This window comes from Curtobacterium sp. MCLR17_044 (genome assembly GCF_003234435.1).
Lineage (GTDB): Bacteria > Actinomycetota > Actinomycetes > Actinomycetales > Microbacteriaceae > Curtobacterium > Curtobacterium flaccumfaciens.
In genome coordinates, this window is sequence record NZ_QKTC01000014.1 from 37649 (window position 1) to 55897 (window position 18249).

14 protein-coding genes are annotated in these 18249 nt (G+C 70.4%); 2 read left to right on the top strand and 12 right to left on the bottom strand.

Going from position 1 to position 18249, the window contains the following annotated elements; genetic code table 11:
* Nucleotides 1-69 precede the first annotated feature (69 nt).
* From leuS to DEJ04_RS11465, 10 genes are all read right to left on the bottom strand, one after another.
* Nucleotides 70-2631, bottom strand: a complete 2562-nt coding sequence (gene leuS, locus DEJ04_RS11420; RefSeq protein WP_111047138.1) for a leucine--tRNA ligase — start codon at nucleotides 2629-2631, stop codon at nucleotides 70-72.
* Between the two features lie 50 nt (nucleotides 2632-2681).
* Entirely contained in the window at nucleotides 2682-4370 is a 1689-nt protein-coding gene (gene cydC / locus DEJ04_RS11425) for a thiol reductant ABC exporter subunit CydC (protein WP_111047139.1), read from the bottom strand.
* Nucleotides 4367-6064 carry a thiol reductant ABC exporter subunit CydD gene (gene cydD / locus DEJ04_RS11430; RefSeq protein WP_111047140.1) on the bottom strand — a complete coding sequence of 566 codons (1698 nt, stop codon included), beginning with the start codon at nucleotides 6062-6064 and terminating at the stop codon, nucleotides 4367-4369. Before cydD ends, cydC begins: the two co-directional genes overlap by 4 nt.
* Before the next feature lie 10 nt (nucleotides 6065-6074).
* Nucleotides 6075-7079 (bottom strand): cytochrome d ubiquinol oxidase subunit II, encoded by a 1005-nt coding sequence (gene cydB, locus DEJ04_RS11435; protein WP_111047141.1) that lies wholly within the window; start codon nucleotides 7077-7079, stop codon nucleotides 6075-6077.
* A 16-nt stretch (nucleotides 7080-7095) separates the two neighbouring features.
* Nucleotides 7096-8508, bottom strand: coding sequence for a cytochrome ubiquinol oxidase subunit I (locus tag DEJ04_RS11440; RefSeq protein WP_071405716.1), 1413 nt, complete (start codon nucleotides 8506-8508; stop codon nucleotides 7096-7098).
* A 273-nt stretch (nucleotides 8509-8781) separates the two neighbouring features.
* Nucleotides 8782-9705: an ABC transporter substrate-binding protein gene (locus DEJ04_RS11445; RefSeq protein ID WP_111047142.1), complete on the bottom strand. Its 924-nt coding sequence runs from the start codon at nucleotides 9703-9705 to the stop codon at nucleotides 8782-8784.
* Nucleotides 9702-10430: an ABC transporter permease gene (locus DEJ04_RS11450; protein WP_111047143.1), complete on the bottom strand. Its 729-nt coding sequence runs from the start codon at nucleotides 10428-10430 to the stop codon at nucleotides 9702-9704. Before DEJ04_RS11450 ends, DEJ04_RS11445 begins: the two co-directional genes overlap by 4 nt.
* Entirely contained in the window at nucleotides 10427-11143 is a 717-nt protein-coding gene (locus tag DEJ04_RS11455) for an ABC transporter permease (RefSeq protein WP_110864634.1), read from the bottom strand. The genes DEJ04_RS11450 and DEJ04_RS11455 overlap by 4 nt, the downstream gene beginning before the upstream one ends.
* Nucleotides 11140-12066, bottom strand: coding sequence for an ABC transporter ATP-binding protein (locus DEJ04_RS11460; RefSeq protein WP_027465271.1), 927 nt, complete (start codon nucleotides 12064-12066; stop codon nucleotides 11140-11142). The genes DEJ04_RS11455 and DEJ04_RS11460 overlap by 4 nt, the downstream gene beginning before the upstream one ends.
* 229 nt (nucleotides 12067-12295) lie before the next feature.
* Nucleotides 12296-12826, bottom strand: coding sequence for a TetR/AcrR family transcriptional regulator (locus DEJ04_RS11465; RefSeq protein ID WP_181437801.1), 531 nt, complete (start codon nucleotides 12824-12826; stop codon nucleotides 12296-12298).
* 270 nt (nucleotides 12827-13096) lie between these two features.
* Between DEJ04_RS11465 and DEJ04_RS11470 the strand changes: the two genes are divergently transcribed.
* Nucleotides 13097-14161 (top strand): App1 family protein, encoded by a 1065-nt coding sequence (locus DEJ04_RS11470; RefSeq protein ID WP_110864632.1) that lies wholly within the window; start codon nucleotides 13097-13099, stop codon nucleotides 14159-14161.
* Between the two features lie 78 nt (nucleotides 14162-14239).
* Nucleotides 14240-16186, top strand: coding sequence for a glycoside hydrolase family 15 protein (locus tag DEJ04_RS11475; protein WP_258371362.1), 1947 nt, complete (start codon nucleotides 14240-14242; stop codon nucleotides 16184-16186).
* A gap of 114 nt (nucleotides 16187-16300) precedes the next feature.
* Here DEJ04_RS11475 and DEJ04_RS11480 read toward each other — a convergent pair whose 3' ends face one another.
* Nucleotides 16301-17674 (bottom strand): glucose-6-phosphate dehydrogenase, encoded by a 1374-nt coding sequence (locus DEJ04_RS11480; RefSeq protein ID WP_071405720.1) that lies wholly within the window; start codon nucleotides 17672-17674, stop codon nucleotides 16301-16303.
* Nucleotides 17675-17832: 158 nt separating this feature from the next.
* On the bottom strand, nucleotides 17833-18249 hold the full coding sequence (locus DEJ04_RS11485; protein WP_027465267.1) for a cytochrome c oxidase subunit 4: 417 nt from the start codon (nucleotides 18247-18249) through the stop codon (nucleotides 17833-17835).

Genomic DNA, 18249 nt, shown 5'->3' on the forward strand with positions numbered 1-18249 from the left:
CCGGAGTTCACACCCGTGGACGGGCGCCGCGAACGCCCCTGCTGTGAGGGACGACGCCAGCGACGGTCGCTACCCCTTGATGGCGATGTTCACGAGCTTCGGCGCCCGGACGATCACCTTCACGATCTCGCGGTCACCGATGTACCGCTGCACGTTCGCCGACGACCGTGCGAGCTGCTCGAGCTCGTCCGCCTCGATCGACTTCGACACCTCGAACGAGTCACGCACCTTGCCGTTGACCTGTACGACGGCCGTCAGGGTCTCCTGCACGAGCAGCGTCGGGTCGGCCTTCCGCCAGCCGTACGTGGCGACGGTGGCCTCGTAGCCCAGCCGCTCCCACATCTCCTCGCCGGTGTACGGCGCGAAGACGCTCAGCCCGAGCGCGATGGTCTCGACGGCCTCGCGCACGGCGGGGTCACCGGCACCGGGGCCGCTGTCGATCGCCTTGCGGGTGACGTTGACCAGGTCCATCAGTCGCGCGATCACGACGTTGAACTTGAACGACTCCATCATCCCGGGGGCGTCCGCGAGGAACCGGTGCGTGACCTGGCGGAGAGCCCGGTCGCCGTCGGCCCACACGACGTCGCGTGCGGACGTGACGTCGAGCGCCAGGCGGTACGCCCGCGCCAGGAAGCGTGCGGAGGCGGACGGGGAGACGTCCTCCCAGTTGATGTCGTCCTCCGGCGGGCCGGCGAAGCCCATCACCAGTCGGATGGCGTCGACGCCGTTCGCGTCGAGCTCGTCGCCGAGCGAGACGCCGCCCTTCGACTTCGACATCTTCGAGCCACCGGACAGCACCATGCCCTGGTTGAGCAGCGCCGAGAACGGCTCGGTGAAGTCGAGGTACCCGAGGTCGAACAGGACCTTCGTGACGAAGCGGGCGTAGAGCAGGTGCAGGATCGCGTGCTCGATGCCGCCGATGTACTGGTCGACCGGAGCCCAGCGGCGCGCGGCTGCCGGGTCGAACGCCTGGGTGTCGTCGTTCGCCGACAGGAACCGCAGGAAGTACCACGACGAGTCGACGAAGGTGTCCATCGTGTCGGTGTCGCGGAGCGCGGGCGTGCCGTCGACGGGGTTCGGGACGTTCACCCAGTCGGTCGCGCCACCGAGCGGGGACGTGCCCTTCGGCTTGAGGTCGAGCCCCTCGGTGTCGGGCAGCACGATCGGAAGCTGGTCCTCGGGCACCGGGTGCTCGGTGCCGTCGGCGCCGTGGATGATCGGGATCGGGGTGCCCCAGAAGCGCTGGCGCGAGATGAGCCAGTCGCGCAGGCGGTAGGTCTTGGCGGCACGGCCGGTGCCGCGCTCTTCGAGCAGCGCGATGGCAGCGGTGATGGCGTGCTGCTTCGACATGCCGTCGAGCGGCCCGGAGTTGATCATCCGGCCCTGACCCGTCAGCGCTTCGCCGGTGGCGACCGGGTCGAGGGTCGGCACGTCGAAGTCGTCGAGCGTCGCGCCCTCGGGGATGACCGGGATCGCCCCGGTGACGGCGGCGTTCGTGTCGACGACCACCTTGACGGGCAGGTCGAACGCCCGCGCGAAGTCGAGGTCGCGCTGGTCGTGCGCGGGCACGGCCATCACGGCGCCGTGGCCGTAGTCGGCGAGCACGTAGTCGGCAGCCCAGATGGGCAGGCGCTCCCCCGTGAGCGGGTGGATCGCGGACCGGCCGAGCGGCACGCCGGTCTTCGGGCGGTCGGCGTTCTGCCGGTCGATTTCGGACGTCTTCTGCGTCGCCGTCAGGTAGGCGTCGAAGTCGTCACGGACGGAGGCCGGCACCGACGGGTCGGCGACCAGCGAGGCAGCCAGGTCGGAGTCCGGCGCGACGACCAGGAACGTCGCCCCGTGGATCGTGTCCGGACGCGTGGTGAACACCGTGACGGGCTCGTCGCGGCCCTCGATCACGAAGTCGACGTCGGCACCGACCGAGCGGCCGATCCAGTTGCGCTGCTGCGCGATGACCTTCGCCGGCCACCGCCCCTCGAGCTGGTTCAGGTCGTCGAGCAGCCGGTCGGCGTAGTCGGTGATCTTGAAGTACCACTGCGTGAGCTTCTTCTTCACGACGACGGCGCCGGAGCGGTCCGAGGTGCCGTCGGGCAGGACCTGCTCGTTCGCGAGCACGGTCTGGTCCACCGGGTCCCAGTTGACCCAGCTGTCCTTGCGGTACGCCAGGCCCTTCTCGTACATCTTCAGGAACAGCCACTGGTTCCACTTGTAGTACTCGGGGTCCGAGGTGTGGATCTCGGTGGTCCAGTCGAACGACGGCGCGTAGCGCTTGAAGGACGCCTTCTGCTGCTCGATGTTCGCGTAGGTCCAGTCCTTCGGGTCCACCCCGCGCTTGATCGCCGCGTTCTCGGCGGGCAGCCCGAAGGAGTCCCAACCGATCGGGTGCAGCACGTTGAAGCCCTGCTGACGCCAGTAGCGCGCGACGAAGTCCCCGAGCGCCCAGTTCTCGGCGTGCCCCATGTGCAGGTCGCCGGACGGGTACGGGAACATCTCGAGGATGTACTTGCGCGGACGGGTGTCGTCGAGGTCGGTGGTGAAGAGCCCGAGCTCTTCCCAGCGGGGCTGCCACTTCTCCTGGATACGACGGAAGTCGTAGGCGTTCGGGTCCTCGGCGTGCTGCTCGGTGGTCACGGTCGTCAACGATACAAGCCGGGAGGCCCGTCCCGCGTCCGCCTGTCGGCTCACCCGGCGAGCAGGCGTCCGTCCCGCATCCGCAGGGTGCGGTCGACCAGGTCCGGCGCCACCGGGACGTGCGAGACGATGACGACCGTCCGGCCCGCTGCGCGGGCCGTGGTGACGAGGTCGCGCAGCACGGTGTCACCGAGGTCCGGGTCGACGTCGGCGGTCGGTTCGTCGAGCACCAGCACCGGGAACGCGTGCAGCAGTGCGCGGGCGAGCGCGAGCCGGTGCGCCTGGCCGCCGGACACGAGCACGCCGCGTTCCCCGACCAAGGCGTCCAGCCCGCCCCGCCGGACGACCCACTCCCCCAGGCCGACCCGGTCGAGCACGGCGAGCAGTTCGTCGTCGGTCGCGGTCTCACGGGCGAAGAGCAGGTTCTGCCGCACCGACTGGTCGAACACGAACGGGTCCTGTTCGATCAGGCCGACCCGGGCCCGCACCGCGTCGGGGTGCATCGCCTTCGCCTCGACGCCGTCGAGCGTGTAAGAGCCCTCGTGCTCCACGAACCGGACGAGCGCGTCGACCAGGGTCGACTTGCCGGCACCGCTCGGCCCCTCGAGCACGACGACCTCGCCGGGGGCGAGCGTGAACGAGACCCCGTCGACTGCACGCTCGGCAGCACCAGGCCAGCGGACGGTCAGATCCTGCACGGCGAGCGTGACCGGCCCCTCGACCACGAGCGACGCCGGGTCGGCGTCCTCGTCGGGCTCGGGGACGATGCCGACGGGCACCTCGGCGGGCACGACCTGCTCGACACGTTCGGCCGCAGCACGCACCCGGCGGAGCGTCAGGACGGCGAGCGGGACGGTCCCGACGACCTCGAAGAGCGCCAGCGGCACGAAGACCGCCAGTGCCCAGAGCGGACCGTCGAGCGCACCGGACACCACGGCGGGGGCACCGACGGCGAGGATCCCGATCACCGCACCGCCACCGACCAGGCCGACCAGGGCACCGACGAGCGACTCGACCGTGCCACGGCGCCGGACGGCCCGGGTGACACCCGCGTCGAGCCGGGCGATGTGCGCGAGCCGCTCGTCGAGGGTGCCGTACGCGGCGAAGACGTCGAGCGTCCGGACGGTGTCGAGCACCAGGTCCGCGACGCGACCCCGGTCGGCGGCGGTCTCGCGGTCCGAGCGCTCGGCGATGGCCCGGGTGACGATCGTGCCGACCAGGGCCGCGGCCGCCAGCGCGAGGACGAGCACGAGCGCCGCCGGCACCGACACGAGCGCCACGGCGACGACCGACAGCACCGCGACGACCCCGGCGGAGACGAGCGGCCCGACGACGCGGATCGGCAGGTCCTGCAACCGGTCGGTGTCGGTCACCAGGCGCGTCATGAGGTCGCCGCGTCCGGTCCGCCCGAGTCCGGCGGGCGCGATCGACGCCAGCCGCCGGTACATCTCCGTCCGCACCACGGCCAGTTGCCGGAAGGACGCGTCGTGCCCGGCGAGCCGGTCGACGTACCGGAGCACGGCACGCCCCAGCGCGAAGGCACGCACGCCGACCATCACGAGCGTCAGGTACAGGATCGGCGGGTGCTCGGCGGCACGGGTGATCAGGTAGCCGCTCGCGGCGAGGAGCGCGACGGCGCAGACCGCGCTGAGCGACCCGGCGGCGACCGCCTTCGCCCAACCCGACCCGTGCGGCATCGCGAGCCGTAGGACGGAGCCGCCACGGGCCTCCCGGCTCATGCGCGCACCCCGTTGCGGACCGTCACGGACCCACCGGCGCGGACGTCCACGCGGACGTCCGCCGCGGCGACGACCGCGGGTCGGTGGCTGGCGACCACGACGACGGCGCCGTCGGCCGCCAGGGCACGGGCGGCCGCGATGACGCGTTCCTCGGCCTCGGCGTCCAGCGCGGACGTCGGCTCGTCGAGCAGCACGAGGGGCGTGGCGGCGCGGCGTGCGCGGTACAGCGCGCGGGCGACGGCGACACGCTGTGCCTGGCCGCCGGACAGTCCGCTGCCACCGGCGCCGACCGGGAGGCCCGGGTCGAGTCCCAGCCCCGCGTCGCCCAGGGCGGTGCGCACGTCGGCGTCATCGGGGGTCGCGCTGAGCGCGACGTTCTCGGCGATCGTCCCGCGGACGAGACGCGGCCGCTGGTCGGCCCAGGTGGTGCGCTCGGCGACGGAGGCACCGGCCGGGCCGGGCACGGTGACGACGCCGTCGTGCGGCAGGACGCCGCGGAGTGCGGCGATGATGCTCGACTTGCCGGAACCGCTCGGGCCGGCCAGCACGACGACGGTGCCGGGCTCGGCGTGCAGGTCGAACGGTCCGATCACGACGTCGGGTCGGCGGACGGTGAGCCCGCGGACGTCCAGGGCGGTGGCGGGCGTGACGGCGTCCGTGTCGGCGCCGTCGGTCCCGCTCCCGCCGCTTTGGCTCCGGCTGCTGCGGCCGGGGGCCGGGGCGTCAGCGTCGTCGTCGGCCAGCACGTCGAGCACCGCGGCCGAGGCCTCGACGCCGTCCTGGGCGGCGTGGAAGTCGGCGCCGACCTGGCGGATGGGAGCGAAGGCCTCCGGTGCCAGCACGAGCACGAACATCGCGGCCCCGAGGCCGAGCGAGCCGTCCACCAGGCGGATGCCGATCGAGACGGCGACCAGTGCGACGGACAGGCTCGCGGCGAGCTCGAGCGCGAAGCCGCTCACGAACGACAGCCGGAGCACGCCGATCGTGCCCCGGCGGTACTCGTCGGTGACCGCCCCGATGCGACCGACCTGGCGGCGGGCACGGCCGAACACCTTGAGCGTGGCGAGCCCCTCGACGGCCTCGGTGAAGGCGCCACCGAGCTTCGCGAGGGCGTCCGACTGCCTCCGCTGCAGCGACTGGGTGGCCAGGCCGATCAGGATCATGAAGACCGGGATCACGGGCAGGGCGAAGAGGATGATCAGCCCGCTCGTCAGGTCGCCCAGGCCGATCGCGACCAGGAGCATCGGCGTCGCGATCGCGGTGAGCGCGAGCTGCGGCAGGTACCGGCCGAAGTAGGCGTCGAGTGCGTCGAGCCCGGGGCCGAGCGTGGTGGCGAAGCCGGCGCTCGACCGGCCCGCGAGCCACGACGGACCGCGCTCGGCGGCGCGGGCGAGCACCGTCGTGCGCATCTCGCTCTTCACCTTCGCCGCTGCGCGCGCCGCCAGGTCGTCGGTCGCCCACGCGGCCACCGCACGCAGGACGAACGCCCCGCCGAGCAGCGCGAGCGCCTGCCCGAACGCCGCCGGCACCGTGCCGTCGCCGACGGCGTCGACCCCGAGGGTGACGGCCGCGGCGATCCCCCACGCGATCGCGATGGTCGCGAGCGTGCGGAGGACACCCGTGCCGGCGGCGGCGACGATGAAGCCGCGCGCCGTCCGGGACAACCGCAGGAGTCGGGGGTCGAGGGGCTTCATCGTCGTCCGCCTAGTGCGCGGCCGCGGTGACCTGGGCGCGGGAGACGCGCTTGCGGAACACCCAGTAGGTCCAGGCCTGGTACGAGAAGACCAGGGGCACGAAGATCAGCGCGACCCAGCTCATCACGGTCAGCGTGTACGACCCGGACGAGGCGTTGTACACGTTCAGGCTGTTCGCGACGTCGTTCGAGGCCGGCATCACGTCGGGGAAGATCGCCGTGAACATCGCGAGCACGATCGTGGCGATGGTGACCGCCATCAGCGTGAAGGCGCGCCCCTCCTTGCCCCAGGCGTTGCAGAGCACGGCGAGCACCAGGGCCAGGGCGGCGACCACGGAGAGCACCAGCGAGGCCGGGGTGGCCCGGACGAAGGCCATCGACACCAGGAACGCGGCGCCGACGACGATCGTGACGATGCCGGCCCGGGTCGCCAGGCGCTTGGCGCGGACGCGGATGTCGCCCTCGGTCTTCAGCGCGACGAAGACGACCCCGTGGGTGAAGAACACCAGCAGCGTCGCGGCACCGGTCAGCAGCGCGAACGGGTTGAGCAGGTCGAAGATCGTGCCGGTGTAGTTGTGCCCGGCGTCCATCGGGATGCCACGGACGACGTTGCCGAACGCGACGCCCCACAGGAACGACGGCACGGCACTGCCGACGATGATCATCAGGTCGAAGCGGCGCTTCCACTCGAGGTGCTTGTTCTGGTGCCGGTACTCGAACGACACCCCTCGCAGGATGAGTGCAGCGAGGATGAGCAGCAGCGCCAGGTAGAAGCCGGAGAACATCGTGGCGTACCACTCCGGGAACGCCGCGAACAGGCACGCCCCGGCGACGATGACCCAGGTCTCGTTGAGGTCCCAGACCGGGCCGATGGTGTTGATCAGGACCCGACGGTCGGTGTCGTCCTTGCCGAGGAACGGCAGGGACATGCCGACACCGAAGTCGAATCCGTCGAGGACGAAGTAGCCGACGAAGAAGACGCCGACGATCGCGAACCAGAGAACGGGGAGATCCATCAGGCAGCGTCCATTTCTAGTAGACCGTCACTTCGTGCTTGACCTCGCCGGTCTCCTCGTCGACCTCGTCCGGGTCGGCGGGCCCCTCTTGCGCGACCTTCTTGATGAGCTTGAACTCGACGACGGCCAGCGAGCCGTAGATCAGGGTGAAGACCAGCAGCGAGATGAGGACCTCGAGTCCGGTCACGTTCGGCGACACACCGTCCTTCGTCTGGAGCAGCCCGAACACGAGCCACGGCTGGCGGCCCATCTCGGTGAAGACCCAGCCGACGATCATCGCGGCCATCGGCAGCGGCACCGTCCAGGTGGCGATGCGCCACACCCAGCGCTGCGTCGGGAACCGGCCCTTGCGGGTCAGCCACAGCCCGACCAGCGAGACCATGACCGCGCCGACACCGAGGGCGATCATCCAGCGGAACGACCAGTAGGTGACCCAGATGATCGGCTTGTAGTCGCCGGGGCCGTACACCTGCGTGTACTGCGCCTGCAGGTCGTTGATGCCCTCGACCGTGCCGTTGAACGTGTGCGTCGACAGGAACGACAGCAGGTACGGCACCCGGATCGAGAACAGCTCGTGCACGCCGTCGGGCGTGCCGAGCGTGAAGATCGAGAACGAGGCGTCCTTGCCGGTCGCGGTGTTGTACAGCGCCTCGGCCGCCGCCATCTTCATCGGCTGCGTGTCGACCATCGTCAAGCCGAGCTGGTCGCCGGTCAGGACGGTCAGCGCGCCGGCAGCGAGCATGGTCCACATGCCGAACTTGAGCGCCGGCAGCATCGTCTCGAGGTTCTGGTTGCGGGCCAGGTGGTAGGCCGCGACCGAGATGATGACCGCCGCGGCGACCATGAAGCAGGCGAAGAGCGTGTGCGGGAACGCGGCCAGGGCGACCTTGTTGCCGAGCACCGCCCAGATGTCGGTGAGCTCCGCACGGCCCTTGGCCTCGTTCATCGCGAAGCCGACCGGGTGCTGCATGAACGCGTTCGCGGCGATGATGAAGTACGCCGACATGATCGTGCCGGCGCTCACGCACCAGATGCTGGCCAGGTGAAGGCCCTTGGGCAGGCGGTCCCAGCCGAAGATCCAGATGCCGATGAAGGCCGCTTCGAAGAAGAACGCCAGGATGCCCTCGAGCGCGAGCGGTGCGCCGAAGACGTCACCGACGAAGCGCGAGTAGTTCGACCAGTTCATGCCGAACTGGAACTCCTGCACGATGCCCGTCACGACACCCATCGCGAAGTTGATCAGGAAGATCCGCCCGAAGAACCGCGTCAGCTGCAGGTAGTGCGCGCGGCCGGTCCGGTACCAGGCGGTCTGGAACACGGCCACAACGGCTGCCATGCCGATCGTCAGCGGGACGAAGAGGAAGTGGTAGATGGTCGTCAGACCGAACTGCCACCGCGACAGGAGGAGCGGATCGAGGAGGTCGTTCATGCGGCGATTCCGAGACGGGTGGCCGCGCGCTGTTCGTGCACGTCAGTTGCTTCCTGTGGAACGGATACATCAGGTGTCACAGCCCTTGGGACACCCCAACGCTATCGCGCTGGACTCCACTTCGACAACTTGTAGAACCAGTCTCTGCACAAACGTGCACGGCCCCTGCACGGCACAACCGTGCGGCACGGATGTTCGCGCTGCCTGCTCCACGAACGACGACAGGCGCCGGGTGGATACCCGACGCCTGTCGTTTTGTTCGTGAACCTCTGGCTACAGCAGACCCTCGGCCTTGAGCCAGTCCTCGGCGATGGTGGACGCCTTCTCCTTGTCGGCCGTGCTCTTGGTGTTGAGCTCGATCAGGGCCTCGGTCGTGAGCTTCTCGTTGACCGAGTCGATCGCGTCCGCAGCCTTCTCGTTGACCTTCTTCGAGACGACCGGCACGACGTTCTGCGGCAGGATCAGGTTCTCCGGGTCCTGCAGCGTGACGAAGCCGTTCGCCTTGATGCTCGGGTCGGCGGTGTAGATGTCGGCCAGCTGGACGGTGTCGTCCTTGAGCGCCTTGACGGTCAGGGCACCGCCGCCGTCCTCGATCGCCTTGAAGTCGACGTCGACGCCGTAGACCGACTTGAGCCCCTTCGGGCCGTACGGCCGCGTCTGGTTCTCGGAGTTGGCGCCCACGGTGAGCTTCTCGTCGACGTTCTTCAGGTCGGCCAGGCTCGTGACGTCGTTGTCCTCGGAGAACTTCTTCGTGACGGTGTAGCTGTCCTGGTCGGTCGCGTCGGCCTCGTCGAGGACCCGGAGGCCCTTCGGCAGGGCCGTGTCGAGCCCGTCGTCGATCTGGTCGGCGGTCTTCGCGTCCGAGTCCTTGTCGAAGTACTGCAGCAGGTTGCCGCTGTACTCGGGCATGACGTCGATGGCGCCCTTCTCGAGCTGCGGGATGTAGACCTCACGCTGCCCGATGTTGAAGTTGCGCTTCACGTCGAAGCCGTCCTTCTCGAGGACCTGGGCGTACAGCTCGGCGATGATCTCGTTCGAGTAGTACTGCTGCGAGCCGACGACGATCGTCTTCGAGTCGGACGAGTCGCTGGAGCCGCTGTCGAGCGGGTCGCTCGACGCGCAGCCGGCGAGGGCGGCGACGACGCCGACCGCCATCGCGGCGGCGACACCGGCGCGGATCTTGGGTGCTGTGATCACGAGGGATTTCCTTCCGGGAGTGGATTGCGGGCTCGCTCACGCGACCCCTGACGCTGTCGGGCCGACGGGTCCGCGGTGCCCTTCGGCACCGCCGCCCGCTGCAGCACGGCGAACACGATCTCGAACGCGATCGCGAGGGCGATCACGAGGATGGAGGCGCCGAGCATCTCGGCGTAGTCCTGGGTCTTCAGGCCGAGGAAGAAGTACCCGCCGAGGCCACCGGCCCCGACGTACGCGGCGAGCGTGGCCGTCGCGACGACCTGCAGCACCGCGGCGCGGATGCCACCGATCAGGAGCGGGAGCCCGAGCGGGATCTCGACCTTCCACAGGATCTGCCAGCCGGTCATGCCCTGGGCCTTCGCGGCGTCGACGACCCCCGGGTCGACGGACTCGATGCCGGAGTACGCACCGGCGAGCACCGACGGGATCGCCAGGATGACGAGGGCGAGCAAGGGAGCCTGCAGCCCGATGCCGAGCAGCAGCCCGAACAGCGAGAGCACGCCGAGCGTCGGGAGCGCCCGCACCCCGCCGGACACCGCGATCGAGAAGCCACGAGCGCGGCGGGTGTGGCCGATCGCGTACCCGACCGGCACAGCGATGACCGCGGCGATGAGCACCGCGAGCAGGGTGATCCAGACGTGCTCCCAGAGGCGCGTGGGGATGCCGTTGTACCCGCCGTAGTTCGTGGGGTCGAACACCCACGCGAAGGCCTCACCGATGATCACGAGGAGACCTCCGCTGCTTGCAGGACTCGGCGAGCCTGTCGGCGTGACACCGAGTTCGTCCGGGTCCACGGCATGACCAGGCGCCCGAGCAGCACGAGGAGGCCGTCGAGGGCGAAGGCGAGCACGAGCACCATCACGATGCCGGAGAGGATCTCCTCGTAGATTCCGCGCCCCAGGCCGTCGGTGAACAGCAGGCCGAGACTCGGGATGCCGAGGACCGCGCCGACCGTGGTCAGCGAGATCGTGGAGACCGAGACCACCCGGAGGCCGGCCAGCAGGACCGGACCGGCGAGCGGGAGCTCCACCCGGAAGAACCGCTGCGCCGGCGAGTAGCCCATGGCGGTCGAGGCGGACTTGGTCTCGGAGTCGACCGAGGTCAGCCCGTCGACCGTGGAACGGACCATCAGGGCGAGGCCGTACAGCGTCAGACCGATGACGACGTTGATCGGGCTCTGCAGGCCGGTGCCGATGATGCTCGGCAGGGCGACGAACAGGGCGAGCGACGGGATGGCGTAGAGCAGACCGGCGAGGGTCACGATGCTGCTGCCCACACCCGAGGCGAAGCGCGACCCACCGGGGCGTTGCAGCCGGACCACCAGCCACCCGATCGGGATCGACAGCAGGAACGCGACGATGATCGGCGGGATCGCGATCGCGAGGTGGGAGACCGTGTTGTCCCAGATCGTGTCGAGGTTCGCCAGCACCCACTTCACCGGGTGCCCCCACCCTGCGCCGGGGCACCCGGTGCGTCGTGGGACGCTCCGGCCTCTGCTGCTCGGGAGTCGGACTGCGGAACGGCCTCGGCGGCGTCGACGACCCCGACGGGGCCCGTCAGCACGCCCGCTGCACGGCCTTCACCGTCGACGACGATCGGACCGGTCGGGGTCTGCTCGACGCGGAGCGCGCGGCGCCCGCGGCCGGCGCCGATGAACGTGGCGACGAAGTCGTCGGCGGGTGCGGCGAGGATCTCGGCCGGCGTCCCCTGCTGGGCGATCTCGCCGCCCTTCTTGAGGATGACGACCTGGTCGCCGAGCTTGAACGCCTCGTCGATGTCGTGCGTCACGAACACGACGGTCTTGCCGAGTTCGCGCTGCAGGCGGATGAGCTCGTCCTGCAGGTCGTTGCGCACCAGCGGGTCCACCGCACCGAACGGCTCGTCCATGAGCAGGATGTTCGGGTCGACGGCCAGGCCGCGGGCCACACCGACGCGCTGCTGCTGGCCGCCGGACAGCTGTGACGGGTAGCGGTCGGCGAAGGCACGGTCGAGTCCGACGGTGTCCATGAGCTCGAGGGCGCGCTTGCGGGCGTCGGCCTTGGAGACGCCGGTCAGCAGCGGGACGGTCGCGATGTTGTCGACGACCTTGCGGTGCGGCAGCAGCCCGGAGTTCTGCATGACGTAGCCGATGTGGCGACGGAGCTCGACGGGGTTGATCCCGGCGACGTCCGAGCCGTCGATCTCGACGGTTCCGGAAGTGGGGTCGACCATGCGGTTGATCATGCGGAGCAGCGTGGTCTTGCCACAGCCGCTGGATCCGACGAAGACGGTGGTGGTCCGGGACGGGATGACCAGATCGAAGTGCTCGACCGCAGTCGTGCCGTCCGGGTAGGTCTTGCGCACCGAGCGGAACTCGATCATGGGGTGCCCTTCTGTTCGGAGGTAGCCCGACTCCGGATGAGAGTACCCGGGGGTGCCGACATCGGTTCGCTGTGACGATCCGTGACGGACCCGCGGCGGTGCACAGGTCGGTGGGGATGCCGACGGGAACCACGGGATCGGCGGGGACGACGACGCCCGCGCCTCGGTGTTCGGAGGCGCGGGCGGGTCGGTTCGGTCTCCGGCGTGTCGCGCCGGTTCGACGGGACGGTCAGGAAGCGGCGATCACCGATTCCAGGTGCGCACGGTTCATCCGGCGGTACTCCTCGATCAGCTCCGTGTCGGGGTGCTCGCGGTCGCGGTGTGCCCGTGCCAGCACCGCGTGACCGGACTCGGCGAGGACGACCCAGGCGCGGGTGATGCGCTCGTCGTCCGGCAGGCCGAAGCGGTCGCGCATGATCTGGCCGACGGCCGCGCCGAGCGCACCCATGCGGTCCTCCGCGTCGCCCGTTCCGGTGTCCGCCGGGTCGCCGAAGCGGATGGCCCGGAAGCCGGGCTCGGTGCGGTACATCTCTGCGGTCATGTCGATGAGCGCGTCGTTGGCGTCCTGCCAGGTCACGGCGCCGCTGGCGTCGAGCGCCTCGACGAAGCGGGCGGCGAGCCGCTGGGTGCAGCGGATCGCGAGTGCCTCGACCACGGCGATGCGGTCCGGGAAGTACCGGTAGACGGTGCCGATCGACGCCCCCGCGCGCTCGGCGACCATGGCGGTCGTGAGCCGTTCGAACCCGATCTCGTCGATCACCGCGGCTGCGGCGTCGAGGAGGCCGGCGAGGCGCGCCGAACTGCGGGCTTGGACCGGCTCGTTCCTGAGCAGTGATGATCCCCCCGGCAGAGCGTTCGTTACCTCGGTGACGAGCACGTGTTCTCCTCTTGCGCTCCAGCGCGGTTGGTTGGTGTGACGGGGACAACTTTCGCAGAACGCACCTGGAACGTGGCTGCGACTCACCACTTGCGACGCACCAGTTCTGTACAGCGCGCGGGTTTCGTCAGCCGCCCGTGGGAGGATGACGCCATGCCCGACCCGACGCCCCACGAGCCGTCGTTGGCCGAGCCGCTCCTGCACCGCGCGGCCCGCATCGAGGACGCCGTCCAGGAGTTCCGCGAGCACCGTGCACGCCGTCGCGGACTCGTCCCGACGGTGGTCCCGTACACCGGCTACGGCGCGCCCGGCTGGGTGCGCATCCTCTGCCGTGTGCTGCTGACGCGCCGCGGTCTCGCCTCCGACGTCTCCTACGCCGGAGTCCGCGGCTGGAAGAGCTTCACGAGCGTCGCCGTCGACCACGCCGAGGTCACCGTCACCGCCGGCGGGGTCTCCCACGTGGTGCAGACCGACCGTGGCGGCGTCGTCGACACCATCGTCCCGATCGACCTCGAGCCCGGCTGGCGCACGGTGCGGCTGTCGGCGGGCGGCGGGCGCGACGTCGAGGCCGACGTGTTCGTCGTGCACCCGGACACCCGCTTCGGGCTGCTGTCCGACATCGACGACACCGTCATGGTGACCTCGCTCCCCCGCCCCATGCTCGCCGCCTGGAACTCGTTCGTGCTGACCGAGCACGCCCGCCGCCCCGTGCCCGGCATGTCCGTGCTGTACGAGCGGATCCTCGCGCAGCACCCCGGTTCCCCGACGGTCTACCTGTCGACCGGAGCGTGGAACGTCGCCCCGACGCTGCAGCGCTTCCTGTCGCGCAACATGTACCCGTCCGGCACGCTCCTGCTCACCGACTGGGGTCCCACCCACGACCGGTTCTTCCGCAGCGGGCAGCTGCACAAGCAGGAGAACCTGCGCCGGCTCGCGAAGGACTTCCCGGACATCCGCTGGCTCCTGGTCGGCGACGACGGACAGCACGACGAGAGCCTCTACGGCGACTTCTCGCGGGAGCACCCGGACAACGTCGCGGGCGTCGCCATCCGGCAGCTGTCCACGAGCGAAGCGGTCCTCGCCGGTGGACGCTCGCGGGCGCAGGAACGCTCCCGTGACTCGTCGGCACCCTGGGTGTACGCACCGGACGGCGCCGGTCTGTGGAGCGAGCTCGCGCGGGTCGGCATCATCGAGTCCGACGCCTCCGACCCGGCCTGAGCGACCCTTCATCACGATCTCGGCCCGGAGCCCCCGTCGCCGACCGCGGCGCTCGGGCACCGGGTGTTCGATCGGTCCATGAGCACCGAGCCGGCCGCACCGCCCGAAGCCGCACCACACCCAGCCGCACCGCACCCAGCCGCACCGACCACACCGCCGAACCGCATCGAGGACCACGCCCTGATCGGCGACACCGGCACCGCTGCCCTGGTCGGCCGCGACGGGACCATCGACTGGGCGTGCCTGCCACGCTTCGACAGCTCGTCCACCTTCGCCTCGCTGCTCGGCACCGAGGACCACGGCCACTGGACCCTGCGACCCGTCGACGACGAGGCCACGGCCCAGTGGCGGTACCACGGCGACACCCTGGTGCTCTCGACCGTGTGGACCACCCGTGACGGTGTGGTCGAGGTCACCGAGTTCATGCCCGTCGGCGCGCACCGCCCCTCGATCGTCCGCCGGGTGCGCGGGCTCCGCGGCACCGTCGAACTCCGGCAGACGCTCCGGATCCGGTTCGACTACGCACGGGCCCTGCCGTGGATCCGGCAGATCGGGGACGACGACGAACCGGCGCTGCTCGCGACGGCCGGTCCGGGCTCGGTGATCGTGCGCGGACCGCAGTTCCGCGCCGACGACCACCGGCACACCGCCGTCACGACGATCCACGACGGCGACGTGCTCGACACCGTGCTCACCTGGTACCCGTCGCACCGCGAGCCGCCGGAGCCACTCGACGTCGACGCGGCCCTCGCCCACACGGTGCAGTGGTGGACGGCGTGGACCGCCCCCGCGCAGACCACCGGCCGGTACGCCGACGCCGCTCGACGGTCGCTGGTGTTCCTCCGCGCGATGACCCACGGCGAGACCGGTGGCGTGGTCGCCGCCGCGACCACGGGCCTGCCGGAGGACCCCGGCGGCGAACGCAACTGGGACTACCGCTACGTGTGGCTGCGCGACGCCTCCCTCGCGCTCGCGTCGCTCATCGCCCACGGCTACCGCGACGAGGCCACGCACTGGCGCGGCTGGCTGCTGCGTGCCATCGCGGGCGACCCCGCCGACGTGCAGATCATGTACGGCATCGCCGGCGAACGCGAGCTGCCCGAACGGGAACTGCCCGAGCTGCCCGGGTACCTCGGGTCGACGCCCGTGCGCGTCGGCAACGGCGCCTCGACGCAGTACCAGGGCGATGTCTTCGGCGAGGTGCTCGCGGCACTGCACGACGCCCGCGAGCTCGGGGTCGAGGAGAACGCAGACTCCTGGGCGCTGCAGCGGGCACTGCTCGGCTACGTCGAGGAGCACTGGCAGGAGCCGGACAACGGCATCTGGGAGATGCGGGGGCCGCGGCGCAGCTTCACGCACTCGCGGGTGATGATCTGGGCCGCGTTCGACCGTGGGGTCGCCGCGGTCGAGGAGTTCGGCCTCGAGGGCCCCGTCGACCGTTGGCGCACCCTGCGCGACACCGTCCGCGCCGAGATCGAGGAGCACGGCTGGAACGCCGAGCGCGGTTCGTTCCGCCAGCACTACGACACCGGCGAGGTCGACGCGAGCCTGCTCGTCCTGCCGCAGGTCGGGTTCTGCCGCGCCGACGACCCCCGGATGACGGGCACCGTGCGCGCGATCGAGGAGGACCTGCGCGTCGGCGACGACGGCCTCGTGCTCCGCTACCGCACGACGGCCGGCTTCGACGGGCTGTCCGGCGCCGAGCACCCGTTCCTGGCGTGCTCGTTCTGGCTGGTGGAGCAGTACGCCGCCTCCGGCCGGGTCGAGGACGCCGAGCGCCTGATGGACGTGCTCGTCGGGTACGCCAACGACGTCGGCATGCTCTCCGAAGAGATCGACGTCGCCACCGGGCACCACATCGGCAACACCCCGCAGGTGCTGTCGCACCTGACGCTCGTGTCGGCAGCGGACGCCATCGAGCGCGCCCGTGGCGCGACCGTCGGGCACCGCACGCGGTTGCCCGTCCACGACGGCGGCACCCGGTCGTGGACCGGCGAGGGTGAGCGCGCCGGCTCCCCCGCCTGATGCGTCTCGCCATGCCCTGATGGCGACCCCACGACGGACGGGAGGCCCGGTGCCAGCTGGCACCGGGCCTCCCGTCCGTCAGGGCGTCCGTTCAGGACGTCGGCAGCGCGTCCGTCAGGACGACGACTCCCAGTCCGCCGGGCCGCGCGAACCGGCGCGGTACTCCTCGAGCGGGACCTCGTCGGCCTTCCAGGCGGCGACGACCGGCTCCACGATCTCCCAGCAGCGTTCGGCCACGTCACCGCGGATGGAGAGCAGCGGGTCGTCGTGGAAGATGCCGTTCAGGACCTCGCCGTACGGGGTGAGCTCGCCGTCGCTGAACGACGACGACAGGGTGACCTGGCCCATCTCGAACGGGTTGCCACCGCCGTTGGCCGACACGGTCAGCTCGATCTCGTCCGGGTTCAGGACGATGCGGAGCGTGTCGGCCTTCGGGCGACCGCTCAGGCCGGAGGGCAGGCGGGTGACCGGCTTGAAGGTGATCAGCACCTCTTTCCGGCTGTTGCCGAGTGCCTTGCCGGAGCGCAGCGTGAACGGAACGCCCTTCCAGCGGGCCGTGTCGACCTCGACCGAGATCTCGGCGAGCGTCTCGGTGCTCCGCGACTTGTCGACGCCGTCCTCGTCCTGGTACGACGGCAGCTCCTTGCCGTCGATCGTGCCGGCCGTGTAGACGGCGCGACGCGACGCGATCTTCGGGTCGCCGCCCTTGAGCTGGGTCGAACGGAGCACCCGGGCCAGGGACGAGCGGAACTCGACCGCGTCGATGTCCGCCGGGGCGTCCATCGTCACGATGCCGAGGATCTGCAGCAGGTGCGACTGGATCATGTCCACCATCGCCCCGGCCTCGTCGTAGTACTGGGCGCGGTTCTCGAGCCCGAGGGTCTCGTCGTAGAAGACGTCGACCTTCTCGATGTTGTCGGCGTTCCAGATGGGCTCGAACAGGCGGTTCGCGAAGCGCAGACCGATGATGTTCAGGACCGTGGTGCGGCCGAGGAAGTGGTCGGTGCGGTGCACGCGCTCTTCCGGGACCAGCTTCAGCACCGTCTCGTTGAGGGCCTGGGCGCTGGCGACGTCGGTGCCGAAGGGCTTCTCGAAGGCCAGGGTCGTGCCCTCGGGGAGCTCGACGTGCTCGAGCGCCTCGCAGATGTCGGAGGCGATCTGCGGCGGGAGCGCGAAGTACAGGATCGGCTCGGAGTCGGCCGCGGCCAGGAGCGCCTCGAGGTGCTTCGGGTCGGTGGGGTCGCCCTGGATGAACTGCGTCGACTCGATGGTCGCGTCGACCTCCGGCCCCTTGACGTCCTGCGACGCGAAGGACTGCGTGACGATGTCCTTCCACTTCTCGGGGCTGCGCTCGCTGCGGCCCGTGCCGATCAGCTGCACGGGGACGGCACGGCCGCTCTGCAGGAACGTGCCGAGGCCCGGCAGGAGCAGGCGGGAGGCGAGGTCGCCCGTCGCGCCGAAGATGATGAGGGTGCGCTTGTCGGTCACCTGAGGTGACTCCTTTCGCTGTGGTGGGAGGTCCGCTCCAGTCAAGTCGCGGGCGGGCCCGTTTGTTCCGGATCGGGACCGGAGTTCGTCTCCTGGACGCACTTCGGGCGGCACCGTTCTGGTGCCGCCCGAAGTGTCAGGTGCGCTGCAGCGCCGGGTCAGTGCCCGAAGTTGCCGCGGTAGTACTCGTAGACCCAGCCGACCAGGGTGATCGCCACGAGGACGAGCCCGATCGGGACGATCCACAGGCCGGCGGCCACGCCGAGGAAGCACACGGCGACCGCGGCGGCCAGCAGGATGGGCCACCAGGACCACGGGCTGAAGTGCCCGAGCTCGGCATCGCCGTCCTCGATGTTGGCGTCGGGACGGTCCTCGGGCAGGACCCCGCCCTGGGACGACATGACCTTGCCGAGGTAGAAGGCGATGAACGCCGACATCAGGCCGGTCAGGCCGATCGCGACGGTGCCCACCCACTCGGGCTCGCCGTAGTAGATCATCGCCCACGTGGTGTAGGCGGCGTCCGCCAGGATGAAGAACCCGAAGAGGATCCAGAACAGGTTGGTGTTCGCGCGCAT

What these genes read in the sequence shown, in the direction of transcription:
- DEJ04_RS11440 (WP_071405716.1), bottom strand. Translation starts at nt 8,508, where the DNA reads ATGAACGACCTCCTCGATCCGCTCCTCCTGTCGCGGTGGCAGTTCGGT.
- cydC (WP_111047139.1), bottom strand. Translation starts at nt 4,370, where the DNA reads ATGAGCCGGGAGGCCCGTGGCGGCTCCGTCCTACGGCTCGCGATGCCG.
- cydB (WP_111047141.1), bottom strand. Translation starts at nt 7,079, where the DNA reads ATGGATCTCCCCGTTCTCTGGTTCGCGATCGTCGGCGTCTTCTTCGTC.
- DEJ04_RS11475 (WP_258371362.1), top strand. Translation starts at nt 14,240, where the DNA reads ATGAGCACCGAGCCGGCCGCACCGCCCGAAGCCGCACCACACCCAGCC.
- DEJ04_RS11460 (WP_027465271.1), bottom strand. Translation starts at nt 12,066, where the DNA reads ATGATCGAGTTCCGCTCGGTGCGCAAGACCTACCCGGACGGCACGACT.
- DEJ04_RS11470 (WP_110864632.1), top strand. Translation starts at nt 13,097, where the DNA reads ATGCCCGACCCGACGCCCCACGAGCCGTCGTTGGCCGAGCCGCTCCTG.
- DEJ04_RS11485 (WP_027465267.1), bottom strand. Translation starts at nt 18,249, where the DNA reads ATGCGCGCGAACACCAACCTGTTCTGGATCCTCTTCGGGTTCTTCATC.
- cydD (WP_111047140.1), bottom strand. Translation starts at nt 6,064, where the DNA reads ATGAAGCCCCTCGACCCCCGACTCCTGCGGTTGTCCCGGACGGCGCGC.